Origin of the sequence: Oceanicoccus sagamiensis (genome assembly GCF_002117105.1) — a bacterium.
GTDB classification, from domain to species: domain Bacteria; phylum Pseudomonadota; class Gammaproteobacteria; order Pseudomonadales; family Dasaniaceae; genus Oceanicoccus; species Oceanicoccus sagamiensis.
In genome coordinates this window covers 4,137,050-4,163,281 of sequence record NZ_CP019343.1, presented here as the reverse complement: position 1 = coordinate 4,163,281, position 26,232 = coordinate 4,137,050, and the positions used below count along the sequence as shown (strand labels likewise).

Below are 26,232 nucleotides of genomic sequence, written 5' to 3'. Positions count from 1 at the left end.
TCTTTTTCTACTGAAATCAGGAGTATAGCAAGCATGTCTGCACTGGTACTTGATGGCAAAGCCCTGGCCGCACAATGGGAACAGCAACTGAGTGAGCGGGTGGCTGGCCTGAAGGAGAAATCCAATGGCAAAACGCCTATTCTCGCGACGATTTTAGTGGGGGCTGATCCCGCATCTGCTACCTATGTGAAGATGAAGGGCAATGCCTGTCGTCGTATTGGGATGGAGTCAATGGCCGTCGAGTTGGGCGAAGAAACCACGACTGAGCAATTGCTGGCCAAAATTACCGAGCTTAATGAAAACCCGGATGTTCACGGTATCTTGCTACAGCACCCGGTGCCCGAGCAGGTCGATGAGCGCGCCTGTTTTGATGCCATTGCGCTGGAAAAAGATGTCGATGGTGTGACTTGTCTGGGCTACGGCCGTATGGCAATGGGGGAGGAAGCCTATGGCTGTGCCACCCCTAAAGGGATTATGCGTATTCTTGAGCACTATAAGATTGAGATTGAAGGCAAGCATGCGGTGGTCGTAGGTCGCAGCCCTATTTTGGGTAAGCCTATGTCAGCGATGTTACTGGAAGCCAATGCAACCGTAACCACCTGCCATTCCCGCACCCAAAAGCTGCCGGAGCTAATTAAGCAGGCAGATATTGTGGTAGGCGCTGTTGGGCGGCCTGAGTTTATCAAGAGTGAGTGGATAAAAGACGGTGCGGTTGTGGTTGATGCCGGTTACCATCCCGGTGGAGTAGGGGATATCGAACTGGGCGGCGTAATTGATCGCTGTGCGGCTTATACGCCAGTACCGGGCGGTGTTGGGCCAATGACCATTAATACGCTGATCTTTCAATCAGTGGCCTCTGGTGAAAAGTCACTGGGTTAAGCCGCAATACAGTTATTCCCGCGTAGGGTGGATTATAATCCACCAGACCCAGCCCAGAGCCGTCATAAGCGGTGGATTATAATCCACCCTACGCGGGAATAACGTCTGCTTTTAGTGCCGGGATAGCGCAATTAACCGCGCTTAACACCGCTTCCAGGCTAGCTTCAATGATATCCTTGCTTTTACCGACTCCACAGTAGCGCTGGTTTTCTATATTCAGCTGAATATAGCTGATCGCTTCTGAGCGCTCATTATCCCCCAGCGTATGCTCGGAATAATCCACCAACACCATGTTATAGCCCAGTTGCTTATTTAGGGCGCCGATAAAAGCCTCCATGACTCCCTGACCGCTGCTATTAATCAAAGTGCTTTGGCCATCAATCGTGATGGTGGCGCTTAACTGGTCCTGTTCCTGTTGGCGGCTAATCTGGTAAGCCTCCAGTTCAATCGGCTGCTTACGTGCAATATAGCTCTGCTCGAAAATCTTATAGATGGAAGCTGGTGACACTTCAGCGGATTCCTCTTCAGCATATTGTTGTACATACTGGCTAAAATCTACCTGCAACCAGCGCGGCATTTGAAGTCCATAATCCTGTTCGAGTATATAGGCGATGCCGCCTTTGCCGGACTGGCTATTAATGCGGATCACTTCCTGGTAATTGCGCCCAAGGTCGGCGGGGTCTATCGGGAGATAAGCAACATCCCAATGATCGCCGGGTTGGTAGCGTTGCAGGCATTTCTTAATAGCATCCTGATGGCTACCGGAGAAGGCGGTAAATACCAGCTCGCCCGCATAGGGGTGACGTGGATGCAGAGGTAATTGCGTACACTCGGTCACGGTCTGGATAATCTTATCCATATTGGACAGGTCTAACTCAGGGTTTATACCCTGGCTATATAGATTCATTGCCATGGTAACAATATCCATATTACCAGTGCGCTCTCCATTGCCTAACAGCGTACCTTCAACTCGGTCAGCTCCAGCCATAACGCCTAACTCGGCAGCGGCAACACCGCAGCCGCGGTCGTTATGGGTATGTAAGCTAATCACCACAGCCTCACGGTGTTGAATATGGTCGCCCATCCATTCAATTTGGTCGGCGTAGATATTGGGTGTAGCCACTTCTACGGTAGCAGGCAGATTAATGATGACCGGGTTTTCTTTGGTCGGTTGCCATACCGCATTAACCGCATCGCAAACCTCAACGGCATAGTCCAGTTCGGTGCCGGTAAAGCTTTCAGGGGAATACTGGAAGGTCCATTGGGTATCTGGCTGTTGTGCAGCCTGCTGCTTAACCCATTGTGCACCTTGCACGGCGATGGCTTTAATCTCATTTTTGCTTTTGGCAAAGACCTGCTCACGCTGTACCGTCGAGGTGGAGTTATATAAATGCATAATCGCCTGGCGACAGCCTTTAAGCGCTTCAAAGCTGCGCTTAATCAACGCTTCCCGAGACTGGGTTAATACCTGAATGGTGACATCTTCAGGGATTAAGCCCTGTTCGATAATTTGCCTGACAAAATCAAAGTCGGTTTGTGAGGCGGCGGGGAAGCCCACTTCAATCTCTTTAAAACCAACGTCGACCAGTAATTTAAATAGCGCCAGTTTCTGCTTGGGGTTCATCGGCTCAATCAAGGCCTGATTGCCATCCCGAAGATCAACACTACACCAGCGTGGCGCCTGCTTAATCTGCTGGTCAGGCCAACGTCGTTTAGCCATTGGGATAGGAGCGAAAGGGGTGTATTTGCGGTGGTCGAAGCTATTCATGGTCTGTATTCCTGCAATCTGCTGTTTTTTTCAACCGCAGGCAGTGGCTGCTCTGGTAAAACATTGCCGGTTAACCCTTATGGGGTGATGGCTGCCTGCGATTGAGCGGAGAGTGTATACCGCCTTGATGAGCGAATTACTGCAAAGATGCTCTCTATAGAAGAAAATAGAGTGATAATACTTATAAAATTGCTATTATTGAGTGAATATCGTCAGTTATACAATTTAAGGTGGTTTCCATCCCTATGAATACCCAATTAGACCGCATTGATAAGCATATTTTGACTCTGATGCAGCGCAATGGCCGCATTAGCAATTTAGAACTGGCGGAGCAGGTGGGTTTATCCCCTACACCTTGTGCCCGGCGGGTAAAACGGTTGGAGGAGTCCGGGATTGTGAGCCGCCATGTCACCCTGCTGAATGCCGAGGCGCTGGATCTCAATCTAACCGCAATGGTCAGCATTGCTATGGATAGGCATACCCCAGAGCGTTTTGAGCAGTTTGAGCAGACTGTGGCCACCTTTCCAGAAGTGCTTGAATGCAGCATAGTGACTGGGCAGGCGGCGGATTTCCTGCTTAAGGTGGTGGTCAAGGATATGCGCCATTATGAGCAGTTTCTGCTGGGTCGATTAACCAACTTGGAAGGAGTAACCGGTGTCCATTCCAGCTTTGTACTGCGCAAGGTGGTCGATAAAACCGAATTACCCCTTGATTGAGTTCAAATAATTGCTATGAAATGTAACTTTCAGGGTCGAAAACAGACTAAGTTGACTAGAATAAAATAATCTGGAACTCACGAAGGTCGTCCGCTGTGCTGGTTCGAAATAAGATACTGATTATGTATCTGCTAGTGCTTTGCATTGGCGTGCTGCTATCCCTGCAAATCTACCGTGCTGGGGGTAAAGTCGATACCATCACGGATAACCTGCTGAATGATAAATTCCCCCGTTTACAGTTGATTGCGCAAATGCAGTTGGCGGTGGTGGATCACGAACGAATTCTCTATGAATATTACGCCACCATGGACCAGGATTTTGCCATTAAGCATCTGGCGATAGAACAGCAAAAAATCATCGAATCCATAACGCGGCTTGAACAAGCCTTTCCTGAGCATTCTGCCGTTGTGATGCTGGATGATTACTTTATCCAGCTAAAGTCAATGGCAGTGGCCATGGATAATACGATGAGTGCTGATCGCGTTGACTGGGACCTGGCCAGAGAGCATTTGGTGGGTATTAGCGGTATGGGGCGAATGATGAACCCGGTACTGCTCAGTCTGGCCGATGAAATACAAACTCAGGCACTGGCTACCGGCGAGCAAACCCGCTTAACCACACGCAATACCACCAGTCTGGTTTTGGGTTTTAGTATTTTGGTGGTTGCTGTGGCTGCCTGGGTGGGGGTGTTTATTAATCGTTATATTAATGAAACCACCGAGCGTCGGCGCCTGTCGATGTTTGTAGAGCGCAACCCCGATCCGGTGATCAGTACTGATTGGGAAGGGCAGGTCGTCTATTTTAATCCCGCCACAGAGTATCTGTTAGCCGATTGTGATTTGGAACTCTCCCAAGTGCAGAGTTTACTGCCCAGTGATTTATTGGTCAGATTGGGGCAACTAAAACAGACCCATTCCCATGATGATTATTGGGAGTTTGAGTATCGGCATCGTCATATCAGTTGTAGCCTTAGCGTGTTATACGATCTGCGTCTGTGTCATTTACATTTAAAAGATATTACCGAGAGCCGCCAGGCCACCGACCAGCTTAACTTTTTGGCCTACCACGATAGTTGGACCATGTTACCCAACCGTTATCGGCTGGAAGAAGATGTGGATCAACTGATTCACCGCAGCCAAAAGCCACCGCAATTTGCCTTAGGCTTGCTGTCCATAGATCGCTTTCAACTGGTGGCTGCCAGTAATGGCAATGATATTCGTGATGACTTGGTCGCTGCCGCTTCAGAGCGCTTAAAAGCGGTATTGGCCGATAGCAATAGCGGCACTCTATACCGTCTGGATAGCTCCCATTTTGGGGTGTTATTACGGGATTTTTCTGTCGAACAAGCACTGCAAGCTTTTGTAGAGCCCGCTAAATTGGCCTTTGAAGAACCCTTCGAGGTAAAGGGCTTATCCTTCTATTTAAGCCTCAGCATGGGGTTTAGTCATTACCCTGAGCAGGGTGCGGAGTTGAATAAAAATGCGGAAGCTGCTCTGGCCCGTGCGATTGATAATGGCGGCAATCAAGCGCTGGTTTACAGCGCTGATATGTCCAACCGGGAACAGGCCTGGGTTGCGATGGAGGCGGCCCTGCGGCAGGCCTTTGAGCAAGACCAGTTCCAGATGTACTACCAGCCGCAATTTGATGTAACTGGCAATCAACTGATTGGTATGGAAGCGTTAATCCGCTGGCAGCAAGCGGATGGCCAGTTTATCTCCCCGGCAGAATTTATTCCGGTAGCAGAGCAGACCGGTATGATTGTGAATATGGGGCAGTGGATTTTAAAAGTAGCCTGTGAGCAGGCGGCTCACCTCTACCAAAGTGGGTTACGCGACTTTGTGATGGCGGTCAATATCTCGGCCCGTCAGTTTCAACATCCCAAATTTCTTGAAACCGTAGCGCGCATTATTGACGAGAGCCAAATCGACCCGGCCTATATTGAGCTGGAGATTACTGAAAGTACTATTATGCAGAATATCGAACACTGTATTGAGATTTTGCAGCAATTAAAATCCTTGGGGCTGGCTCTGGCGGTGGATGATTTTGGTACCGGCTATTCCTCCTTAAGTTACTTAAAACGTTTCCCTATCGATAAATTAAAAATTGACCAAAGCTTTGTCCGCAACCTCGGCAGCGACAAAAGTGATTTGGCCATTGTCCGGGCCATTATCGATTTGGCCCATAACCTTGATTTGGCAGTGATCGCCGAGGGGGTGGAGACCGAGCAGCAGCGGGCTATGCTAGAGGCCAACCGCTGCGAACAAATTCAGGGCTATCTTATTAGCAAGCCAATGCCAGCAGCGCAGGCGGTCAGCTTTGTGAATGAGAAGCTAAAGCGAGTTGTGTAAATATTATTAAACCCGCTTAAATTGATGTTCCAGAACGTGTTTAATAGCCGCAATGATAAAAATGATGTAGGTGGCTTATGTTCCTTTATACCCGTTTTCGTTGTGTGGTGTTTGCTTTGGCAGCGCTATCGTCTTCGGTGGTTTATTCCCAAGATTATTCACTACAAGCCTTAAAGGCCGCCGATGCCATTGCTGGTGAGCAAACCTGGCAGCAGTACTGTGCCTTTTGCCATACTCTGCGTACCGGTGAAGCCGATATAACCGGCCCTAATCTGGCCCTGCTATTTAAACGCAAAGTAGGGACTAAAGAAGGCTTTAAATATTCTGACGCTATGGGCAAAGACCAGCGTGAGTGGACCCCCAAACTGTTTGCCGACTATGTACAAAATCCGGTCGGTATTATTCCCGGCAATGCCATGCCTGCTGTGAATATCCCTGCTGATAAGGTACAGCCATTAACTGCCTATGTGATGCGTAAAAGTGGCTCGGTGGATTGGGATGCCGCCGCCAAAACCACTCAGTCCACTGGTGGCCTGGATGCGGAGCTGCGGGATAAAAAGCCGGAGTTCTGGACGCTGTATATGGACAATGCCGTGAAGTTTACCTTGCCCTATGAAGATAGAACATACAGCTTTGTTGCTTACTTTAATGAAGATGGCACTGTGACCGGTAATAACCGTGGCCTTACCGGTATTTGGCGGATGCGGGATAAACGCAAGTTCTGCTTTGCGATCGAGCGGATTGCCGTACACCCCTATGAGTTTATGCATTGTATGCAGCCCAAGGTGCCCAAAAATATGAACTTTGGTGAGCCGGTTGAAGCGCTGAAAGTGGTTAAGGGCTTTGATGATTTTAAAATGGGTATGATGTTCTTGGAAGGGCGCCCTCATCCGTTGGAAGGTGATGCGCATCCGGACTATTGGACTTTCTTATTTAATAACACCATGCGTTATGAAATCAGAGTTAATAAGAAAAAAGTGATTGTTGATGCTCGCTTTAATCGCGATAACACCATTGATAGCTTGCAGGGTGTCAAAGGAGAGTGGCGCACGGAAGGGGATGTAAAAAACCCGGACAAGATGTGTTACACGCTTAATGGCGTGCCCGGCGTCGAGGGGCAGTTGAGTGAGTGTTTTGCTTTGGTGCTGATGTTTAATCCGCGAGTAGGAGCCCGTTGGCCAGCGCGTTTTGAGCAGGGTAATACCTATTGGGCAGAAGTTACTGAAGGCCGCCCCTGAGTTAATAACAATAAAAGGTTTAAGCATGACGAACAATCCCCAAGCTGCAGTCAGTATTGATGCCATAGAAAAACTTCCAATTTGGCGTTATTTCTTGTTGGCCTATTTATTTTCCTGGTCGGTTAGTGTGCCGTTGATGCTGTCGGTAAGAGGGATTATCGATATTAAACTGGCCCATGAATTGGAAATGCTGGCGGCTATGGGTCCCATGTTGGCGGCGTTTTATATTGCCAGGCGCTATGGCGGTAAAGCGGCGGTTAAACAGTTAGTAGATAGCTGTTTGCATTTTCGTGTTGGCGCATTTTGGACGGCGTTTTCGGTACTCAGTCCTTTTGTGTTGTTATTGGGCGCAATAATTTTCCTGACGGTTCGCAGTGGGGAAATCGTGAATCTCGATAGCGACGGTGTCGCGCAAATGCTGACCATGGCGGGGCTATTTAAATTATTAGTGGCCACCAGTCTGGTGCAATCCTTTGGCGAAGAGCCGGGGTGGCGGGGTGTTGCTACCCCAGTGTTGCGCAGCCGCTTTGGGCCGTTGCAGGCTTCTTTTATGTTATTTCCTCTTTGGCTGTGCTGGCATTTGCCGCAGTTTTTAGCGCGGCCGGAATTTGGTGTCGGTCAATTTATTGGTTTTTCGGTAGGGATATTATCGGCAACCATTTGGTTAACGCTGATATGGGATAAAACCCGCAGTGTGTTAATGGTTTTTTTCTGGCATATGTTTATTAATATTGCCCGTAATATTGGTCTGGCGATTTCCCCCGCCGTCTTTATGACGATGAATACGGGGGTGTTGCTAGGTGCTATCGCTATTGCCATTTACTGGTGGCGCACTAAACAAACATAAGGTTTAGTGGCCTGCGGCCAGTGCTTCTTGCTCCTGACTGGCCAGGTACTCTTCGTAAGTCCCCTGAAAATCAATCAGCTGCTGGTCTTTGATTTCAATAATGCGGGTGGCCAGAGATGAAACAAATTCCCGATCATGGCTAACAAAGATCAGCGTGCCTTCGTAGTGCTCCAGCGCCAGGTTTAAAGCTTCAATCGATTCCATGTCCAGGTGGTTAGTGGGTTCGTCCATTAACAAGACATTGGTATCCATCATCATTAGCTTGCCAAATAGCAGGCGATTTTTCTCACCACCGGAACAGACTTTTACTTTCTTTTTAAAGTCATCGGCAGAAAATAATAAGCGACCCAATGTGGCGCGCACTATCTGGTCATCGTGGCTGGCTTTGCGCCATTGGCTCATCCAATCAAACAGATTTAAATCGCAGTCAAAATCGGTGGTGCTATCTTGTGGGCAATAACCGAGAGAGGCATTTTCTGCCCATTGAATTTTTCCCTGTTCGGGAGGGATTTCACCCATCAGGTTGCGAAGCAGGGTGGTTTTACCAGCACCGTTTTCACCGATCACAGCCAGTCGTGCACCGGCTTCTAAAATAATATGGCCATTTTTAAACAGGGTTTCGTTATCAAAGCCATGGCCCAGTTTTTCCAGCACTAATGACTGGCGATGGAGCTTTTTATCTTGCTTAAATCGAATAAAAGGTGTGACCCGGCTGGAGGGTTTAATATCATCCAGTTTGATCTTTTCCAGTTGTTTGGCGCGGGAAGTGGCCTGCTTGGCTTTGGAGGCATTGGCCGAAAAGCGGCTAACAAATTGTTGCAGGTCGGCAATCTGGGCAGATTTTTTGGCGTTCTCACTGTGCAACCGCTCACGAGCCTGGGTGGAGGCCGTCATAAAGTCATCATAGTTGCCAGGGTAAACACGTAGTTCGCCATAATCAATATCCGCCATATGGGTGCACACCGCATTAAGGAAGTGGCGGTCGTGGGAAATAATAATCATGGTGCTTTTCCGCTCGTTTAAGGTTTCTTCGAGCCAGCGGATAGTATCGATATCCAGGTTGTTAGTGGGTTCGTCCAATAGCAAAATATCCGGGTCTGAAAATAATGCCTGGGCAAGTAATACCCGTAGCTTCCAGCCGGGCGCAACTTCACTCATAGGGCCGTAGTGGAGTTCCTGTTCAATACCCGCTCCGGCTAAAATTTCACTGGCGCGGCTTTCCGCACTATAGCCATCCATTTCTGCAAACAGGGTTTCCAGTTCAGCGGCCTTCATACCATCTTCTTCACTCATTTCCGGCAGCGAGTAAATACGGTCCCGTTCTTTTTTAATGTTCCATAATTCGGTATGGCCCATAATCACCGTATCCACCACGCTATATTCTTCAAAGGCAAACTGGTCTTGTGAGAGTTTGCCAATACGCTCATTAGGGGTAACGGTGACATTGCCCATGCTGGGAGCCAGGCTGCCATCAAGGATTTTCATAAAGGTGGATTTACCACAACCGTTAGCGCCAATCAGGCCATAGCGGTTGCCGTCACTAAATTTAACGGAGATATCTTCAAACAGCGGCTTGGCGCCAAATTGCATGGTGATATTAGCAGTAGAGATCAAAGGGGCCGTCCTGAATTAACAATGAGTACAGCAGCAGTCGTCGGATACGACTGCTATCAAGGCGGGCGTACTATAGAGATTTGTAAGCGATTCGTCGAGTGGAATTGACTGAAATTTGCACAAAACAGGGGCGAATAATCAGTCGTCAGCCCCAGCGGCGTCAATGCGCTCTAATCGCTCCTGTTCCTCCGCCCAAGCCGCCTTAATTTCAGCCAAAACACCGTCCACATCGGCATCTTCAGCATCATCTTTAAACAGGCCCGTTAACGGGGTATCAGGCTTTAATTGGCCGTCTTCGTAGAGCGCCCATATTTCTCTGGCATAGTCAGTATTGAGTAATTCGGGGGCAAACTGGCCGTAATAGCTGCGCATATTGTTAACATCACGGGTCAGCATTGCCTCGGCATGATTATTGGCAGCAGCATCCACAGCCTGTGGCAGATCGATAATGACCGGTCCTTCATTATCCACCAACACATTAAATTCAGACAGGTCGCCGTGGACAATACCGGCACAGAGCATACGTTTAACATATTCCATCATCACCGCATGGTCTTCCAGAGCCTGTTCTTGCGGCATAGCCACATCGTTAAGGCGGGGAGCCACTGTACCGTCATCGTCGGTGACCAACTCCATTAGCAGTACGCCATCAAAGCAACCATAGGGTTGCGGTACTCTTACCCCAGCTCGCTCCAGACGATAAAGGGCATCGACTTCGGCGTTTTGCCAGACTTCTTCCTGTTGTTTGCGGCCAAATTTGGAGCCTTTTTCCATGGCGCGGGCGCGGCGGCTATTGCGGACCTTGCGGCCCTCTTGATAGGTCACCGCTTGCTTAAAGCTGCGCTTGGCCGCTTCTTTGTAGACTTTGGCGCAGCGAATATTTTTGCCACAGCGCACCACATAAACGGTGGCTTCTTTGCCGCTCATTAGCTGCCGAAGGACTTCATCAATGACGCCGTCGTCATAAAGAGGCTGGATTTGATGGGGTATTTTCATGCCTGGAAATGCGCTTTCCTATAGGGAGGGTGGTTTGTTTATTGTTGATAGTGATAATTGTCGTCTAAGTTGCTGATAATGCCAGTTATTTTGCAAATTAATCGTGGTGCCAAAAGCCCGCGTTTTGATTAGATAGCTATAGTCTAAGGCGCTATACTGGTGCCATAAAAATCAATATGCTTTAACTGTGGTTACTACGATGCTCGAAAATAATGCAGCGCTGGATTCTGGTGAGATTCGTTCAATTGTCACGCAATACCAGCATAAACCGGGTGCGCTCCTGCCGATTCTACATGCCATTCAGGATAAGCTCGGTTATATCCCCCCCGACTCTCTGCCACTGATAGCCGAAGCGTTGCATCTGTCCCGGGCCGAGGTACATGGTGTGGTGAGTTTTTATCACTACTTTCGCTCTGCACCTGCGGGCAATCATGTGGTGCAGATTTGCCGCGCTGAGTCCTGTCAGGCGATGGGAAGCCGAGCGCTGGAATCCTACGCCAAAGCCAGCCTAAAGATTGATTACCACCAAACCACCGCCGATGGCGAAATTACTCTGGAGCCGGTTTATTGTCTCGGTAATTGCGCCTGCTCACCTTCTGTCAGGGTGGGGCAGGATGTGATCGGTAATATGGATAACAAGAAATTTGAGCAATTGCTGAGCGAATTAACCACACAAAAGGTGGCTGTCCAATGAGTGCTGTTGCCACCCCTAAAATGTATATCCCCCGTGACACAACGGCTTTATCGTTAGGCGCTGATAAAGTGGCGGAGGCGATCAGTCACTACGCTGAAGATAATACATTGCCCCTGCATATTACGCGTAATGGCTCCCGCGGCCTGTACTGGTTAGAGCCCATGATTGAAGTGGCAACAGAGCAGGGGCGTGTGGCCTATGGGCCTGTCACTGTCGATGATGTTGAAAGTTTAATGGATGGGGGATGCTGGTCAGGCAACAGTGATCACCCCTTATATTTAGGCTTAACTGAAGAGATAGAGTATTTAAAAAACCAACAGCGTTTAACCTTTTCCCGTGTTGGAGTGATTGATCCGCTTTCACTCGATGAGTATTGCGCTAACGGTGGTTTTGATGGTTTACATAATGCGTTGGGTTTATCCGCTCAAGCTATTGTTACTACTGTTGCCGATTCGGGGTTACGGGGTCGCGGCGGCGCGGCTTTTCCGGCGGGGATTAAATGGCAGACTGTACTGAATACGCAAGCCGAACAAAAATATATTGTGTGCAATGCCGATGAAGGCGACTCCGGTACCTATGCTGACCGGATGTTAATGGAAAGTGATCCCTTTACCTTAATTGAAGGCATGACCATTGCCGGTTTGGCGGTGGGCGCCAATAAAGGTTATATCTATTTGCGCGAAGAATACCGTCTGGCTGATGAGGTGTTACAGCAGGCGCTGGCCATCGCCGAAGCCAACCAGTATCTGGGTGATAATATCCGCGGCAGTGGAAAAAGCTTTCACCTTGAAGTGAGACTGGGTGCCGGTGCCTATATCTGTGGTGAAGAAACCGCTTTATTGGAAAGTCTGGAAGGCAAGCGCGGTATGGTTCGTGCCAAGCCGCCATTACCGGCGATTACCGGTTTATTTGGCAAGCCTACGGTGATTAATAATGTGATTTCTCTGGCCACCGTGCCGATTATTTTAGCCAGGGGAGCAGAACATTATAAAACTATCGGGGTAGGTCGCTCACTGGGTACATTACCGTTTCAGTTGGCTGGCAATATTCAGCGGCCCGGTTTGGTTGAATTGGCGTTTGGCCCAGGTTTATCTACGCTGCTTAATGATTTTGGTGGCGGTACACGCAGTGGCAGGCCCATTAAAGCGGTGCAGGTCGGTGGCCCCTTAGGCGCTTATCTCCCCGAGAGTCAATGGCAGACGCCGCTGGATTACGAAGCCTTTGCCGGTATTAATGCAGTACTTGGGCACGGTGGTGTTGTGGTGTTTGACGAGAGCGTTGATATGGGTGAACAGGCCAGATTCTCGATGGAGTTCTGTGCGATAGAGTCCTGTGGTAAATGTACCCCTTGCCGTATTGGCTCAACCCGCGGTGTTGAAGTGATTGATAAAATCCGCAACGGCGATGAAAAAGAAAACAATATCGAATTGCTGACGGATCTCTGTGACACCATGATCAATGGCTCACTCTGCGCCATGGGCGGGATGACGCCATTTCCGGTGATGAGTGCGCTACAGCATTTTCCAAACGATTTTACCGTTCAGGAAGAGGTCTAAATAATGTTGCAATACTTTAATCCTGAAACTGATATTGATCCGAATACAGATTATGGTACTCCTTCTGTTATCCCGAACGGCGAACAAGCCGAAGCGTTAGTGAGCTTGCTGATAGATGGTCGCGAAGTGGTGGTGCCTGCGGGTACTTCGATTATGCGTGCCGCAGCCTTGTCCGATATTCGTATCCCCAAACTGTGTGCCACCGATTCTGTTGAAGCATTTGGCTCCTGTCGTGTTTGTTTGGTTGAAATAGAGGGCCGTAAAGGTTTTCCTGCTTCCTGTACCACGCCGGTAGAAGAAGGTTTAGTCGTTAGCACACAAAATCAAAAAATCGCCAAACTGCGTCGCAACGTGATGGAGCTTTATATTTCAGATCATCCGCTGGACTGTTTAACCTGTCCCGCCAATGGTGATTGTGAATTACAAGATGTGGCTGGCGAAGTGGGCTTGCGAGAAGTCCGTTATGGCTTTGAGGGTGAAAATCATTTAGCCGCAGAAAAAGATACCAGCAACCCGTATTTTACCTTTGATGCCAGCAAGTGCATTGTCTGCTCCCGTTGTGTTCGGGCCTGTGAAGAGGTGCAGGGGACTTTTGCCTTAACCATCGATGGCCGTGGTTTTGATTCTAAAGTGGCGGCGGGGCAGGACGAAGCCTTTATGGATTCTGAATGTGTTTCCTGTGGTGCCTGTGTACAGGCTTGCCCGACTTCAACACTGATGGAAAAGTCCGTTGTTGATCATGGCCAGCCAGAAAATAGTGTGGTCACGACCTGTGCTTATTGTGGGGTGGGCTGTGCCTTTAAAGCAGAGGTCAAAGGCGACCAGGTGGTGCGCATGGTGCCTTATAAAGGCGGTGAAGCCAATCGGGGTCACTCCTGTGTGAAAGGCCGCTTTGCCTTTGGCTATGCCAACCATAAAGACCGTGTTACCGAGCCGATGATTCGCAATAGCATTGACGAACCTTGGCAGCAGGTATCCTGGGATGAGGCGGTAAACTTTGCCGCTAAACGGATTAAGGATATTCAGCAGCAATATGGTCAAGACAGTGTTGGCGGCATTACTTCGTCTCGTTGTACTAACGAAGAAACCTATCTGGTACAAAAATTAGTACGTGCCGCTTTTGGTAATAATAATGTGGATACCTGTGCGCGGGTCTGTCATTCGCCAACCGGCTATGGCTTAAAAACCACCCTGGGTGAATCAGCGGGAACACAAACCTTTGACTCGGTAGAAAAAGCTGATGTCGTGATGGTCATCGGTGCCAACCCAACGGATGCTCATCCGGTTTTTGCCTCGCGTTTGAAAAAACGTTTACGCGAAGGGGCGCAATTAATTGTGGCGGACCCTCGCCGTATCGATTTATTAAATAGCCCGCATATTCCTGGTGGTCAGCATTTAATGTTAATGCCGGGTACCAATGTCGCCTTTATTAATTCCATGGCGCATGTGATTGTGACTGAAGGTTTGGCGGCCGATGATTTTATTGCTGAGCGCTGTGAAGAGCCGGCTTTCCAGCAATGGAAAAGCTTTATCACCGAGCAGCGCAACTCACCAGAAGCGATGGCCTCGGTTACCGGTATTGATGCCGAGACTTTAAGGGCTGCCGCCAGAGATTATGCCAACGCAGAGAACGGTGCGATTTATTATGGTTTGGGTGTAACAGAGCATAGTCAGGGTTCAACCATGGTTATGGGTATTGCTAACCTTGCGATGTTAACCGGCAATGTTGGGCGTGAAGGTGTTGGGGTTAATCCTCTGCGGGGCCAAAATAATGTGCAGGGCTCCTGCGATATGGGGTCTTTTCCCCATGAGTTACCCGGTTACCGCCATGTTGCCGATGCCACTGTGCGCCATCAGTTTGAGCAGGCCTGGGGTGTTACGATTCAGGATGAACCCGGTTTGCGTATCCCCAATATGCTGGACTCTGCTGTTGCGGGTACTTATAAAGGGCTTTACTGTCAGGGCGAAGATATTGCCCAGTCTGACCCTAATACCCATCATGTTGAAGCAGCGTTGCGCAATCTGGAGTGTTTGATTGTGCAGGATATATTTTTAAACGAAACGGCAAAATTTGCCCATGTGTTTTTACCGGGCGCCTCCTTCTTGGAAAAAGATGGCACCTTTACCAATGCAGAGCGCCGAATATCACCCGTGCGTAAAGTGATGGCACCGCTGGGCGGTAAAGCGGATTGGGAGGGTACTATCGCTTTATCCAAGGCCTTGGGTTATGACATGGATTATCAGCACCCCTCTGAAATTATGGATGAGATTGCAGCGCTAACGCCTACCTTTAGTGGCGTCAGTTATCAGCGTTTAGAAGAAGAGGGGTCTTTGCAATGGCCCTGTAATGATGAGACGCCAAACGGTACGCCGATTATGCATACCGACCAGTTTGTACGTGGCAAAGGTTTTTTTGCGATTACTGAATATGTGGCAACGGATGAGAAGGTGAATAAACGTTTTCCATTTATTCTCACTACGGGGCGGATTTTGTCGCAGTACAATGTTGGTGCGCAAACCCGTCGCACCGCCAATGTCGACTGGCATGAAAAGGATCGCCTGGAAATTCATCCCCACGATGCCGAGGATCGCGGTATTACTGAAGGTGATACGGTGGAGGTAAAAAGTCGTGCCGGGCAAACGGTACTAACCGCAACCATTACTGACCGGGTGCAACCCGGTGTGGTCTATACCACGTTCCACCACCCTGAGAGTGGTGCCAATGTAGTAACCACTGATAATTCTGATTGGGCGACCAATTGTCCGGAGTATAAAGTCACCGCTGTGCAAATCAGTAAAGTGGCAGAGGTCTCGTCATGGCAGACGGGCTTCCAGGCCTTTACCGAACAGCAGGTTGATTTTTTGGAGCAGAGTAAAGAATCATGACCGGCGGCCAGAAAAAAAACGCTGATAATCATCCGGTAGTAGGTGCCCGTGAGCATACGGTGGACCAGTGGTTTGGCAATACCTTAAGCCAGTCCCGTGATGCGGTGGCTGAAGAGGTGGCGGTGGCGTTGGTTTATAACGGGGTCTCCCATGCGGTAATGATGGCCAGCCCCAGTGATTTATCCGCCTTTGCCAAAGGTTTTAGTTTGACCGAAGGCGTGGTGGATAAGCTCGATGAGATTTATGGCATTGAAGTTAACCATCGGGACGATGGTATTGAGTTGGCCATTGAGGTTTCCAGTCAACGTTTTATGGCGCTGAAACATAAGCGTCGGCATCTGGCAGGTCGCACCGGTTGTGGTATTTGCGGTGCAGAATCTTTGCAACAGTTGCAGTCAGCGTTTGCAGTGAATACAGCCTGCTTTACCATTGAGCATCAGGTGATTGATGACGCTTCAGTTGCACTTGAGCAGCACCAGCCTTTGCAAGCTTTAACCGGGGCCGTCCATGGTGCAGTCTGGTGTGACAGTCAGGGTGAAGTGATCGGTGCTTGTGAGGATGTTGGGCGTCATAATGCTCTGGATAAATTAATTGGTAGCCTGTATCAGACCACGGTTTTTCAACAGCCGGGTTTTTTAGTAATCTCCAGTCGCGCCAGTTATGAGATTATTCAAAAGGCGGCCAAAGCAGGTATCGCTATGGTGGTTGCGGTTTCGGCGCCTACCTCATTGGCGATTACTATGGCTGAGCAGGCGGGTATTACCTTAATCGGTTTTTCCCGAGAAGGGCGGCATGTAGTTTACAGTCATAAACAGCGAGTTAACTGAGTTTTATTATGTCTTCAGAGTTAGATCACCTGATTAAAATGATCAATCAAATCGCCAGTAATATTGCTATTGGTGAAAATGATACGGTGGCCAGTGAAAAAGTGGCGGATCATATTCGCAGGTTTTGGGCTAAGTCCATGAAGCAGCAAATTATCAGCTATGTTGAACAAGGTGGTGATCAGTTGCAGCCCGCGGCTATTGCTGCGGTGCGATTATTGAATTAATCTTCTCTTGAGCCAGTTCTGGCTCGGTATGGTGTAAAGGCACGCAGGATGTGTTGCCTCTCAATAAAAGGAGTTATCTATGTCGTTATTTCACTTAATCTCTGTTGTTAAAAATATAGGTATTGCCTGTTGCAATCTGTATCTTTTGGGATACAATTCCGGGGAGTGCTTACTATGAAATGCACTGTCTATGAATATAGAGATATCTTTGGCCGCAGCCCTTATGCCCGCTGGCTAAAACACCTGAGGGACCCCAGAGCCAAGGCTAAAATTATCTTACAGGTTGATAAAATGGAATTGGGTCTGTTTGCTGATGTTGAGCCCATTGGTGAGGGGCTTAGTGAGTTACGTATTCACTATGGCCCGGGCTACCGTATCTATTTTGGCAAGCAAGGTCGCTTGGTCTATTTATTATTGTGCGGCGGTGATAAATCGTCGCAAAGTCAAGATATCAAAAAAGCTAAAGCCCGTTGGCATGACTATCAAAGGAGAAATAATGATGGTGACTACTATTAGGGAAACACATGATGAGCAGCTACGAGACCCTGCTGTAGCGGCTGCTTATTTAAATCAGGCGCTGGAAGAGGCGGATGCCGCCGTTATTCTTATGGCGCTACGGCATCTGGCGGAAGCGCAAGAGGGGGGTATTGCAGGTTTGGCCCAACGATCGGCGCTGGGTCGTGAAAGCCTCTACAAAACCCTGTCTGCCACAGGTAATCCAAAGCTTGCGAGTTTGACTAAAATTATTGAAGGTCTGGGTTTAAAGCTTAAAGTTGAGGTTGGCCCATAGGTTTATTTCAGTCAAAAAAAAGCCCTGACATATGTCATATGTCAGGGCTTTTTTATTTAGTCGAAGTTTCGCCTTATCGAGAAGCCAACGCTCATTGGCTTATTCACCGATCTTCGTTGTTTAACCCAGCGATCACTGGCATAGAGAGTAACTTCTTCGTCGGTGAGATTTTTCACATACAGAGAAGCGCTCCAGTCGTCATTGTCATAACCGAGTTTCAGGTCAATGGTTTCGTAAGACTCCTGCTCTGTTGGTTCAGAGATAAAACTGGTGGCCCCAAAACCGGAGAGGGAGTTAACGGATTTACCGACATAGGCATAGTCCAGTCTGGCGTAAACATCACCGCCCAGTATCGGTTGAGCAAAGAAGTATTCAGCGGAAAATGCGCCTTTATGGTCAGGGGTGATGGGTAATTGGGTACCCTCGCTGACTTCCAGTGCGGTGCCGGTATCTTCAAAGATGGTGGCATCTTCGGAGATAGCTGCATCCACATAGGCATAGTTCATAGACAGTTCTAATCGCTCTGCCGCAGCCCAGGCAATATCGAATTCGATACCATCGATCTCAGCCTCGGGGAAGTTAACAATACCCGTCGAGAAGACATCGACTTGAGGATCTTCGACCTGTATCTGTATATCTTCCCATATCATATGGTAGACAATCACATTAAATCTCAGGGCGTTGTTTAGCCATGTCGTTTTGGCGCCGAGTTCATAGTTGATCAGATAATCGGAGTCATAGCCATTATCAATAACCGAGGATGGCCTTACCGCATTACCGCCACCACTTCGGAAACCCTCAGAGTAAGTACCGTAGACTAGCTTATCATCGTCAACCTGATACTTGACGCTGACTTTGGGCACAAAGCCGGTTTCGTCAGACTCGGTATCACCGATATTGGAGATATAGTCCGTATCGAAACTCGGTGTCCCTGCCTGTTGCAGGCTACCTTGTAGAATCGAGAACTCACGTTCGTTCTTATACCAGCGACCACCCAGCGTTACAGTAAATTTCTCAGTAACATCGTAGTTACCTTCACCAAATACACCCAGATCTTCAATGGTTTGGTCGTACTCGCCAAAGAACCAAGTGTCATTGGTGGTGCCATACCAGCTACCGGCAGGGAGATTATTCAGTGACGGTGTGTACGTGGTGTAGTTCAGGTAGTAAGCCGCAGGGGTATCACCATAACCATCGACCAATGAGCCAAAGCTGGTCTCTTTTTCAGTCTTGTTATAGAAAGTACCTACTATGGCATTCCAGCGACCTTCATCTTGATCTTCAAAAGCGAGGCGCGCTTCAAAGCTCCAGCGCTCATCTTTTTCAGCATTGAAGGCATTGGCTCTTGGGGTGCCATTAAAGTCATAAATACTGGTGGTATAACCGTAGTAGCTGACATAGGTGGGGTCATAAATCTGGTCAAAGGCAAACAGGTAGTCTGTGGCATCGGCGTCATAGCGCCAGTCACGGTCAAAATAGGAGAGGGAGACTACGGTCTCAGCAAAGCCCAGGTCACCTTCAAGGTTAATACCTAGCTGGTACCATTCGTCTTCACTGGTTTCTTCATTAAAACGAATTTGCTCTAAAGAACCGGCATTAAAGTCAGTATCACTAAAACCATCAGATTCGGTGTTTTGGAAAATAGCGGTTAAATCTATAATCCAGTCGTCGTTGGGTTCAATACGTAGATTGGCGCGGCCGCCATAGGCACTGCCGGAGTTAACGTCTTTATCAACTTGCTTGGCGTTGTCGAAAGGCGTACCAACGTCAAAGCCGCCATCAATGCGGTTTTGCAGATAGGCATCTGGCTGGCTTGACCCCAGTACATTGTCTACATAACCCGCTTCTTCTGAACTAAAGCCAACTAAACGCAGTGCAACATTTTCGCTTATGGGGATATTAACCATTGCGCTGATATCGGTATCGTAGTCGTCACTGTGCTCGACATAAGCACCGCCCACTTCAACCCAGGCTTCAAACTGACCGGTATTGGGCTTGTTGGTAATGATACGTAATGCACCAGATTGGGATGCATCACCAAATAAAGTACCCTGTGGTCCGCTCAGTGCTTCCAGACGCTCAATGTCGATCATCCGTGGGTTAGGGTTAACACCGGCCGATGTAACGGGTTGTTCATCGAGATACACAGAGCTGGAAGGGTTGGTATTGAACTGGATGCCGGAGGCAGCAACACCCCGGAAAACTACGGAAGTACCACCGGGTTCACGTCGTGAAAATGACAGGCTGGGAATCGCTTTGGCATAATCGTCGATATCCACAAAACCACGGCGCTCGATATCTTCGGTGGTAAAAGCGGTAATCGCCTGTGGAATATCCTGAATGTTTTGCAGTTGCTTGGTTGAAGTAACAATCACTTCTTCCAGCACTTGGGCATGAGAGGCTTGGATGCCTAAGATAGCGCTTGAAATAACCACGCTAAGTACTTTTCTGCGAAATGGAACTGGGCTAACAGACGGCGTCTTATTGTTCATTGGGCGGTCTCTATTTTTATAGTATTCCAGGTTTTTTCCGATCGTATACGATAGCAACTTAAATGCCAATAGCTAAATCGATATTTTTATGAATGAACCGTCATTCATTTTTTTATAGTTAAATAGCGATGTGTAGCCAAGTCGAAAACCTTACGGAGAAGATAGCGTTGCATACTATTTTAAGGAGAATATCTTCTTTTAAATAACTAATTCAGAACGATTACCTGTCTGCTGGCGGTTGACTGTTATCCACTAGAACTTTATCGTTCTCCGCTCTGCTAATAATAAAGGTTGCCTATGGATATCGAAGTTCCCCTTAAAGACTTGGGTCCGGTAGATCAAACTGCATTAAGTGATGCAATTTTGGCGCTGGATGAAGAGCTCTGGAAGTCCAATACCTATCGTCAGCAACAATATGATGTTCACACCCTGACCGAATCGATCGTGCTGATATTTACCGATGGCTCCGGTTGGCCGAATATTGAGGTTAGCAAAGAGGCGGGCTGGGACCTTCTATCTGAGGTGGCCATTCCCTTAATGCATGACATTATCAAGCAGCACTATCAGCCAGGGGGTACCATTATTCGTGCGATGGCGGCTAAATTAATTCCCGGCGGTATTATCAAGCCCCATAGAGATGCGCATCCGTCTTTTCACGCTGGCCACCGTATCCATATCCCCATTACCACCAACCCCAGAGTGCGTTTTATGATTGATGGCAGACCCTATAAATTTGAGGTGGGTCATGCCTATGAAATCAACAACCAAAAACAGCACAGCGTTATGAATAAAGGTAAAGAGGGTAGAATCACCTTTATCTTTGACTATATTCCTCCGTCACAATCATAAAGACGTCCCTATGAGCAAACTAATTGCCACCTCGGTGGTTCGCGGCAGTAACCAGGGTGAAAGCCATGGTGGAGTGTATTTAATAGATTTTGATCGTGAGGCGGTTAATCAGGTTATTGACTGGAATACGACCGATATCGATTGGCAGGGCAGAGGTTGGGACCGGGGCTTGCGGGGTATTGCCTTTGATGGTGATCGGGTTTTTATTGCGGCCAGTAATGAGATATTTGTTTATACACCGCAGTTTAAAAAAATCGCCTCCTATAAATGCCCTTATTTGATGCATGCACACGAAATTATGGTACATAAGCGTCGCCTGTATATAACCTCGACCGGGTTTGACGCTATTCTTGGTTTTGATTTGGATAACAATGAATTTTGTTTTGGCTTGCACCTGGTGGATATCGAGGGGCAGGTACAAGGCAGGCCCTTTGACCCCAAATCGGAAAAAGGGCCAGCCCCAAGCAATACCTTACATGTTAATAATGTTTTCTGTAGCAGCAAAGGTTTGTTCTTTAGCGGCCTGCGAACCAAAGCGCTGTATATGTTTAACGGTAAAACCATTCAGCGTTATGCGCGTTTGCCCACCGGTATCCACAATGCCAGACCGTTTCGCGAGGGGGTTTTATATAATGATACCGCCACAGACCGGGTGCGCTATATCGAGCAGGAGCAACAATTCAGCTTTGAAGTGCCTCAGTTTGATCCTGGCCAGTTAACCCATGCCAAGCTGGATGACTCCCGGATAGCTCGGGCGGGTTTTGGCCGTGGTTTGTGTGAGCTCGGTGGTGGTTTGGTGGCGGCGGGTTCGTCTCCCTCAACCATTGCATTGCACGACTTTGATCGCTTGAAAACCGTTAAGACAGTTAACCTGACTATGGATATTCGCAATGCAATCCACGGTCTGGAAGTATGGCCCTATTGATTGGGCATATATTTTTCATAGAGCGGTAAAACCGGCTCTAGCACATCAAGTAATTCATCCAACTCTGATTCGTAGCGGCGCCAGGTGCCAATACTCTTGTTATAAATAGGTTGGCGCACCTGTTCCGAGCTGGCAGTGCGAACCACGCGATCATTCTGGTGGTAATTAACGCAGCCGTCTTCCCAGGGCAGGCCGCAATATTCAAGAATGCGTTTAACCTGATTTTCCAAATCGTTAACGGTATCTTCATACTGACAGTGCAGTACTCTGCCCGGCAATACCTCATCCCAATGGTCCATCATGCGCTGGTACTGTAAAAAGTATTCGCCGATATCAGACAGGTCATAGGTGAAATTTTGGCCTTTGGCATACAGCTGTTTAAAGTTACCAAAACAGCTATCCAGCGGATGCCGACGAGCATCAATAATTTTGGCGTTGGGTAAAATGCTATGCAGCAGGCCAATATTGGGAAAGTTATTGGGCATTTTATCGATAAAAAACGGCTTGCCTTCTATTCGATGCATTTTGGCTTTTTGTAAATACTTTTCGCCCAGTTGGTCAAAGTGTTTGTCTTTTAGTTCCAATACGGCTTCCGGGTAATTAATACCATCGGCGCGATTGCGGTTCATGGAGGTGGCAATGCGGCCAAGATAAGGTAGCTCACTGGTGCCTTCCACCATAGAGTGGCTGGCGATAATCTGTTCCAGTAAGGTGGACCCGGAGCGGGGTAGACCCAAAATAAAAATAGGCGAAGGGTCCGGGTTACCCATACCTTTATGGCTGTCAAAAAATTCTTTGGAGAAGGTATTGATAATATCGGTATTTTGCACTTCAGTCAGTACCGGGTCATAGCCAACCGACATACGCTGCTTTTCATTGCCTTCTTCATAGTACTGCCAGGACTTTGTATAGTCTTTTCTATCTTCATAGGCCTTGCCCAGTGCAAACAGAAAATTAATTTCTGCATTGGGGTCCAGCCCTTCCGTGCGCACCCGCTGTTCCATTTCTTCAATCTGGTCATCGCGGAAGGTATAGGTTTTTAAGTTGGCCAGACTCCAGTAGGTTTCGCCATTGTCGGGGCGTACTTTAATGCATTGCTCATAGGCTTCTATGCCTTCGGCTTGTCTGCCTGCGGTTTTCAGGGCGTGGCCGAGGCCGAGCAGGGCACCCGGGTGATTGGGAGTAATTTCCAGGGCTCGCTGGTGAGCCGTTACCGCTTCAATATTTAATGCCGCCGGTGCCAATGCACTGGCCAACTGCATTTGTGGTTTAAAATTATTGGGCGCCAGAGCAACGGATCGTCTAAAACAGTCGATGGCTTCCTCGAGGCGGTCCATATCTTTTAGGATTTTACCCAAATCCATATAAGCGCCTAAAAAATCGGGTGCAATATCAATCGCTTTACGTAGCATGCGTTCTGCATCATCAAAGTGGCTGGCGTTGCAGGCAAGCAGGGCTAACAGTCGCATAGCATCCACATTCTGTGGGTTCTTTTGCAGTACTTGGCGGTATAGCTGTTCCGCTTTATCGTCTTCGCCACGGCGGTGATGTTCGGCAGCCATTGCCATGGCTTTTCTTTCCGGGTTTAAATCAAAGGCGGCCTCATAGGCTTTATCGGCTTCGGCTCCCCGGCCACAGGCGGCCAGCGCCTTGCCCAGATTAAAATTGGCAGATTCCAGTGATGGGTCCAGTCGCACCGCTTTTTGTAATAGAGGAATGGCTTCCTCTTCGCGCTTTAGATTGACCAGCAGAATACCCAGGTCTTCATGGGGTTTGGCAAAAGCCGGGGCCAGATCGATGGCTTTCTTGAGATAGTCTTCAGCGGCTTGGTAGTTATTGGATTGCAAAAAAACAGCGCCAAGTAACGCTGTCATATTGATATCGTCAGGGGTTCTTTCCAGTGCTCGCTGGCATAAGGCAATGGCTGGTTGCAGCTTGCCGTTATTAATTAATTGCAGGGCTTCTTCAAAGGTCGCTTTGGTGATTTCAGTGGGTAACATAGAGAAAACAGGCTCTTATCTTTGTCTTTTATAATGCGCAAATGCTATCACGGGCTTGGCCCTTAAACCATGACCCAAGGTGTTTTAACCGATATTGTTATCCGGTCTGGTGATAGATTCTGCTTTCGTGACATTTATCCTATAAAAGCCTGAAAATGCGTGTTTTTAAGGATAATATCTCTGCTTTATAGATGGCCCTGCGTGTATGATAGCTGCCATATAAAAACACTACCACTAACCGGAAACAGATCAGAGGCAGCTATGAGTGATTTAACCTTGGCCGATTGGCAGGCGCGGGCAGAGACTATCAAAATAGAGGGTCGAGCCTTTATTAATGGCCGCTATGTGGATGCACTTTCCGGCGCAACCCGTCCTACGATTAACCCTGCTACAGGTCAGGCTCTGGCGGATGTTGCCAGCTGTGGTGCTGAGGATGCAGACCTGGCTATCAGCAGTGCCCGCAAGGCTTTTGAGTCCGGGGTGTGGTCAAAGATGGCGCCCTCGGACCGTAAGATGGTACTGGTGCGCTGGGCAGAGCTGATTGATAAGCACGCTTATGAGTTGGCTCTGCTGGAGTGTCTGGATGTGGGCAAGCCCATTTCCGATACGCTTAATGTCGATGCCTTTGGGGCTTCACGCTGTATTCGCTGGAGTGGTGAAGCCATTGATAAAGTCTATGAGCAAATTGCGCCGACACCCGATGGTACTCTGGCACTGGTTAGCCGCTTACCGCTAGGGGTTGTCGCGGCCATCGTACCCTGGAATTTTCCATTGTCGACCACCGCCTGGAAAGTAGCGCCAGCACTGGCGACCGGTAATTCTGTGATTGTAAAACCTGCATCTAACACGCCGCTTACGGCATTGCGTATTGCCGAACTAGCCAGTGAGGCCGGTTTACCCGATGGTGTATTGCATGTGCTGCCGGGACCCGGTGGCAAGTTGGGTTCACACTTAGCCCTGCATATGGATATTGACGGCCAAACCTTTACCGGTTCTACGCCGGTAGGTAAGCAGTTAATGGAATACTCCGGTCAGTCAAATCTAAAGCGAACCTTTTTAGAATTGGGTGGTAAAAGCCCGAATATTATTTTTGCCGATGCGGATCTGGATGCGGCGGCAGGGATGGCAGCAACAGCCGTCTTTTATAATAGCGGTCAAACCTGTACTGCGGGGACTCGCTTATTGGTTGAAGAAACAATCCACGATGAGTTTATGGAAAAGGTGATGGCTGCCAGTGAAGACTGGAAGCCGGGTAATCCGCTGGACCCCGCAACCTCAATGGGACCGTTAGTTGATGAAGGTCAATATCGAACCACCGCTGACTATGTTGCCATTGGCAATGGGGAAGGGGCAAGCTGTGTTTATGGTGGTGAGAGAGTAATGGAAGAGACCGGCGGTTATTTCCATCAGCCGACTATATTTACCGGTGTAAATAATCAGATGCGCGTTGCACAGGAAGAAATTTTTGGGCCAGTTATGTCGGTCATTCCATTTAGTTCCAAAGAAGAAGCGGTGCAGATCGCTAATGATTCTATCTTTGGGCTGGCTGGCGCGGTATGGAGTAGAGATATTAGTACCGCATTAAGTGTTGCGGAAGAGGTGCGTGTCGGTACCATGGGCGTTAATAATTATTTTGGCGGTGATATGACCGTGCCCTTTGGTGGTTTTAAGCAGTCTGGTAATGGCCGTGATAAATCTATCCATGCCTTTGATGATTATACCGAATTAAAAACCACCTGGATCGAGTACTAATAGCGCATAGACAGGTAGGCCTGCGCTCCTTCATAGCTCCATTCAAACTTGCCTCGATAGTCAGAGCCATCGGCTTCGACATCGAGGTCAAAGTCGCCAATCGAAAAGCCAACGCCAAGATGCTCGGAAAAAAAGTAATTGGTGGAGGCGATAAAGCTGATAAAAGTACCGGAGTAGTCGCCGATTTCAATATCTAAAATCCGAAAGCCGGTGCCTACCTCCCAGTTCGGTAAAATCTTATAGGTAGCGGATAGACCGAACAGGGGCAGGGGAGCATGGGCCTGCTCACTTTCTTTGTAATCATCTTGAAAACTAATATCGCCGTCGCCGTCCCGGGTGCGCACCTGAATATCCCCGGCGGCTTCCAGTTCCACTTCAACATCCATCCAGTAGAGGCCGGCGGTAGCACCTAGTTCCCATTTATCCGTTTTATAAAAACTATACATATAGTTAATATCGTAGATCGTGGTATCAAAGTCGCTTTTAACAAAGGCGCCTGCCTTAATAATATCATCTTCAAATTCAATATCGTCTTCCAGTGTGGCTCTGGCCGAGCGAGTGATTGGCAGTATTTCAAACTGAATGCGATGCTTGTCGGAAAAACGCCAGTAACCCGCCAGCCAGTCAATATCAACGCTGTCATCAAACTTTAGGTCTTTTTCCAGATTGATTGGCAGTGCTGCTGGCAGATTTTTTGAGTCGACACGAATTTCAGAATTAAAATCATTAACCGATGAGCCCAGCGATAGCCTGAACCTGTCCTGCGCAGGAGCTTGATGGCTGATGGCTAGCAGGGCTAGTAGGAGGGTATAGTTTTTAAACATCATATTT

21 protein-coding genes are annotated in these 26,232 nt (G+C 48.4%); 15 read left to right on the top strand and 6 right to left on the bottom strand.

The annotated features are described in order from the left end of the window. The first annotated feature begins 33 nt into the window (after positions 1-33). Entirely contained in the window at positions 34-879 is an 846-nt protein-coding gene (folD, locus tag BST96_RS18880) for a bifunctional methylenetetrahydrofolate dehydrogenase/methenyltetrahydrofolate cyclohydrolase FolD (protein WP_085760182.1), read from the top strand. Positions 880-967: 88 nt separating this feature from the next. On the opposite strand, the gene leuA is transcribed toward folD, so the two are convergent. Then, complete coding sequence (leuA, locus tag BST96_RS18875) at positions 968-2,647, bottom strand: 2-isopropylmalate synthase (protein WP_085760181.1); 1,680 nt, start codon at positions 2,645-2,647, stop codon at positions 968-970. Between the two features lie 245 nt (positions 2,648-2,892). Here leuA and BST96_RS18870 point away from each other — a divergent pair, with 245 nt between their 5' ends. The 4 genes from BST96_RS18870 (at position 2,893) to BST96_RS18855 (ending at position 7,796) form a co-directional block, all read left to right on the top strand. Further along, positions 2,893-3,363 (top strand): Lrp/AsnC family transcriptional regulator, encoded by a 471-nt coding sequence (locus tag BST96_RS18870; RefSeq protein ID WP_085760180.1) that lies wholly within the window; start codon positions 2,893-2,895, stop codon positions 3,361-3,363. Between the two features lie 122 nt (positions 3,364-3,485). Further along, positions 3,486-5,711 carry a putative bifunctional diguanylate cyclase/phosphodiesterase gene (locus tag BST96_RS18865; RefSeq protein WP_085760179.1) on the top strand — a complete coding sequence of 742 codons (2,226 nt, stop codon included), beginning with the start codon at positions 3,486-3,488 and terminating at the stop codon, positions 5,709-5,711. A 77-nt stretch (positions 5,712-5,788) separates the two neighbouring features. Next, the gene (locus BST96_RS18860) at positions 5,789-6,949 is read left to right on the top strand and encodes a c-type cytochrome (RefSeq protein WP_085760178.1); all 1,161 of its coding nucleotides are present in this window, start codon (positions 5,789-5,791) and stop codon (positions 6,947-6,949) included. A gap of 25 nt (positions 6,950-6,974) precedes the next feature. Further along, entirely contained in the window at positions 6,975-7,796 is an 822-nt protein-coding gene (locus tag BST96_RS18855) for a CPBP family intramembrane glutamic endopeptidase (RefSeq protein ID WP_085760177.1), read from the top strand. 3 nt (positions 7,797-7,799) lie between these two features. Here BST96_RS18855 and BST96_RS18850 read toward each other — a convergent pair whose 3' ends face one another. Together BST96_RS18850 and BST96_RS18845 are read right to left on the bottom strand one after the other, a co-directional pair. After that, complete coding sequence (locus BST96_RS18850; RefSeq protein WP_085760176.1) at positions 7,800-9,410, bottom strand: ABC-F family ATPase; 1,611 nt, start codon at positions 9,408-9,410, stop codon at positions 7,800-7,802. Between the two features lie 138 nt (positions 9,411-9,548). After that, a complete protein-coding gene (locus BST96_RS18845) occupies positions 9,549-10,406 on the bottom strand; it encodes a PA4780 family RIO1-like protein kinase (RefSeq protein ID WP_085760175.1) in 858 nt (285 codons plus the stop codon). Positions 10,407-10,605: 199 nt separating this feature from the next. Here BST96_RS18845 and BST96_RS18840 point away from each other — a divergent pair, with 199 nt between their 5' ends. The 7 genes from BST96_RS18840 (at position 10,606) to BST96_RS18810 (ending at position 17,383) form a co-directional block, all read left to right on the top strand. Continuing rightward, the gene (locus BST96_RS18840; RefSeq protein WP_085760174.1) at positions 10,606-11,100 is read left to right on the top strand and encodes a formate dehydrogenase subunit gamma; all 495 of its coding nucleotides are present in this window, start codon (positions 10,606-10,608) and stop codon (positions 11,098-11,100) included. After that, the gene (locus BST96_RS18835) at positions 11,097-12,656 is read left to right on the top strand and encodes a formate dehydrogenase beta subunit (protein ID WP_085760173.1); all 1,560 of its coding nucleotides are present in this window, start codon (positions 11,097-11,099) and stop codon (positions 12,654-12,656) included. The genes BST96_RS18840 and BST96_RS18835 overlap by 4 nt, the downstream gene beginning before the upstream one ends. 3 nt (positions 12,657-12,659) lie before the next feature. After that, positions 12,660-15,542, top strand: a complete 2,883-nt coding sequence (gene fdhF / locus BST96_RS18830) for a formate dehydrogenase subunit alpha (RefSeq protein ID WP_085760172.1) — start codon at positions 12,660-12,662, stop codon at positions 15,540-15,542. Next, complete coding sequence (gene fdhD / locus BST96_RS18825; RefSeq protein WP_085760171.1) at positions 15,539-16,369, top strand: formate dehydrogenase accessory sulfurtransferase FdhD; 831 nt, start codon at positions 15,539-15,541, stop codon at positions 16,367-16,369. Before fdhF ends, fdhD begins: the two co-directional genes overlap by 4 nt. A gap of 8 nt (positions 16,370-16,377) precedes the next feature. Then, on the top strand, positions 16,378-16,593 hold the full coding sequence (locus BST96_RS18820) for a formate dehydrogenase subunit delta (protein ID WP_085760170.1): 216 nt from the start codon (positions 16,378-16,380) through the stop codon (positions 16,591-16,593). A 174-nt stretch (positions 16,594-16,767) separates the two neighbouring features. Beyond that, positions 16,768-17,109: a type II toxin-antitoxin system RelE/ParE family toxin gene (locus tag BST96_RS18815; protein ID WP_085760169.1), complete on the top strand. Its 342-nt coding sequence runs from the start codon at positions 16,768-16,770 to the stop codon at positions 17,107-17,109. Beyond that, positions 17,090-17,383: an addiction module antidote protein gene (locus tag BST96_RS18810; protein WP_085760168.1), complete on the top strand. Its 294-nt coding sequence runs from the start codon at positions 17,090-17,092 to the stop codon at positions 17,381-17,383. Before BST96_RS18815 ends, BST96_RS18810 begins: the two co-directional genes overlap by 20 nt. Before the next feature lie 56 nt (positions 17,384-17,439). Here BST96_RS18810 and BST96_RS18805 read toward each other — a convergent pair whose 3' ends face one another. Next, on the bottom strand, positions 17,440-19,875 hold the full coding sequence (locus BST96_RS18805) for a TonB-dependent receptor (protein WP_085760167.1): 2,436 nt from the start codon (positions 19,873-19,875) through the stop codon (positions 17,440-17,442). A 297-nt stretch (positions 19,876-20,172) separates the two neighbouring features. Here BST96_RS18805 and BST96_RS18800 point away from each other — a divergent pair, with 297 nt between their 5' ends. Together BST96_RS18800 and BST96_RS18795 are read left to right on the top strand one after the other, a co-directional pair. After that, positions 20,173-20,724 carry an aspartyl/asparaginyl beta-hydroxylase domain-containing protein gene (locus BST96_RS18800; RefSeq protein ID WP_085760166.1) on the top strand — a complete coding sequence of 184 codons (552 nt, stop codon included), beginning with the start codon at positions 20,173-20,175 and terminating at the stop codon, positions 20,722-20,724. A gap of 10 nt (positions 20,725-20,734) precedes the next feature. After that, positions 20,735-21,649, top strand: coding sequence for a hypothetical protein (locus BST96_RS18795; protein ID WP_085760165.1), 915 nt, complete (start codon positions 20,735-20,737; stop codon positions 21,647-21,649). On the opposite strand, the gene BST96_RS18790 is transcribed toward BST96_RS18795, so the two are convergent. After that, entirely contained in the window at positions 21,643-23,649 is a 2,007-nt protein-coding gene (locus BST96_RS18790) for a tetratricopeptide repeat-containing sulfotransferase family protein (protein ID WP_085760164.1), read from the bottom strand. The two genes, BST96_RS18795 and BST96_RS18790, sit on opposite strands and share 7 nt — an antisense overlap. Before the next feature lie 261 nt (positions 23,650-23,910). On the opposite strand from BST96_RS18790, the gene BST96_RS18785 reads away from it, so the two are divergent. Continuing rightward, complete coding sequence (locus tag BST96_RS18785; protein ID WP_085760163.1) at positions 23,911-25,401, top strand: aldehyde dehydrogenase; 1,491 nt, start codon at positions 23,911-23,913, stop codon at positions 25,399-25,401. Here BST96_RS18785 and BST96_RS18780 read toward each other — a convergent pair. Further along, complete coding sequence (locus tag BST96_RS18780) at positions 25,398-26,228, bottom strand: outer membrane beta-barrel protein (protein WP_085760162.1); 831 nt, start codon at positions 26,226-26,228, stop codon at positions 25,398-25,400. The two genes, BST96_RS18785 and BST96_RS18780, sit on opposite strands and share 4 nt — an antisense overlap. Positions 26,229-26,232 lie beyond the last annotated feature (4 nt).

Bases quoted from the DNA above. Each gene is read 5' to 3' on its own strand.
- BST96_RS18790 (WP_085760164.1), bottom strand. From the start codon at position 23,649: ATGTTACCCACTGAAATCACCAAAGCGACCTTTGAAGAAGCCCTGCAA.
- BST96_RS18865 (WP_085760179.1), top strand. From the start codon at position 3,486: ATGTATCTGCTAGTGCTTTGCATTGGCGTGCTGCTATCCCTGCAAATC.
- BST96_RS18785 (WP_085760163.1), top strand. From the start codon at position 23,911: ATGAGTGATTTAACCTTGGCCGATTGGCAGGCGCGGGCAGAGACTATC.
- BST96_RS18815 (WP_085760169.1), top strand. From the start codon at position 16,768: ATGAAATGCACTGTCTATGAATATAGAGATATCTTTGGCCGCAGCCCT.
- folD (WP_085760182.1), top strand. From the start codon at position 34: ATGTCTGCACTGGTACTTGATGGCAAAGCCCTGGCCGCACAATGGGAA.
- BST96_RS18780 (WP_085760162.1), bottom strand. From the start codon at position 26,228: ATGATGTTTAAAAACTATACCCTCCTACTAGCCCTGCTAGCCATCAGC.
- BST96_RS18795 (WP_085760165.1), top strand. From the start codon at position 20,735: ATGAGCAAACTAATTGCCACCTCGGTGGTTCGCGGCAGTAACCAGGGT.
- BST96_RS18835 (WP_085760173.1), top strand. From the start codon at position 11,097: ATGAGTGCTGTTGCCACCCCTAAAATGTATATCCCCCGTGACACAACG.
- BST96_RS18800 (WP_085760166.1), top strand. From the start codon at position 20,173: ATGGATATCGAAGTTCCCCTTAAAGACTTGGGTCCGGTAGATCAAACT.
- leuA (WP_085760181.1), bottom strand. From the start codon at position 2,647: ATGAATAGCTTCGACCACCGCAAATACACCCCTTTCGCTCCTATCCCA.
- BST96_RS18840 (WP_085760174.1), top strand. From the start codon at position 10,606: ATGCTCGAAAATAATGCAGCGCTGGATTCTGGTGAGATTCGTTCAATT.
- BST96_RS18805 (WP_085760167.1), bottom strand. From the start codon at position 19,875: ATGAACAATAAGACGCCGTCTGTTAGCCCAGTTCCATTTCGCAGAAAA.
- fdhD (WP_085760171.1), top strand. From the start codon at position 15,539: ATGACCGGCGGCCAGAAAAAAAACGCTGATAATCATCCGGTAGTAGGT.
- fdhF (WP_085760172.1), top strand. From the start codon at position 12,660: ATGTTGCAATACTTTAATCCTGAAACTGATATTGATCCGAATACAGAT.
- BST96_RS18860 (WP_085760178.1), top strand. From the start codon at position 5,789: ATGTTCCTTTATACCCGTTTTCGTTGTGTGGTGTTTGCTTTGGCAGCG.
- BST96_RS18820 (WP_085760170.1), top strand. From the start codon at position 16,378: ATGTCTTCAGAGTTAGATCACCTGATTAAAATGATCAATCAAATCGCC.
- BST96_RS18810 (WP_085760168.1), top strand. From the start codon at position 17,090: ATGATGGTGACTACTATTAGGGAAACACATGATGAGCAGCTACGAGAC.
- BST96_RS18870 (WP_085760180.1), top strand. From the start codon at position 2,893: ATGAATACCCAATTAGACCGCATTGATAAGCATATTTTGACTCTGATG.
- BST96_RS18845 (WP_085760175.1), bottom strand. From the start codon at position 10,406: ATGAAAATACCCCATCAAATCCAGCCTCTTTATGACGACGGCGTCATT.
- BST96_RS18855 (WP_085760177.1), top strand. From the start codon at position 6,975: ATGACGAACAATCCCCAAGCTGCAGTCAGTATTGATGCCATAGAAAAA.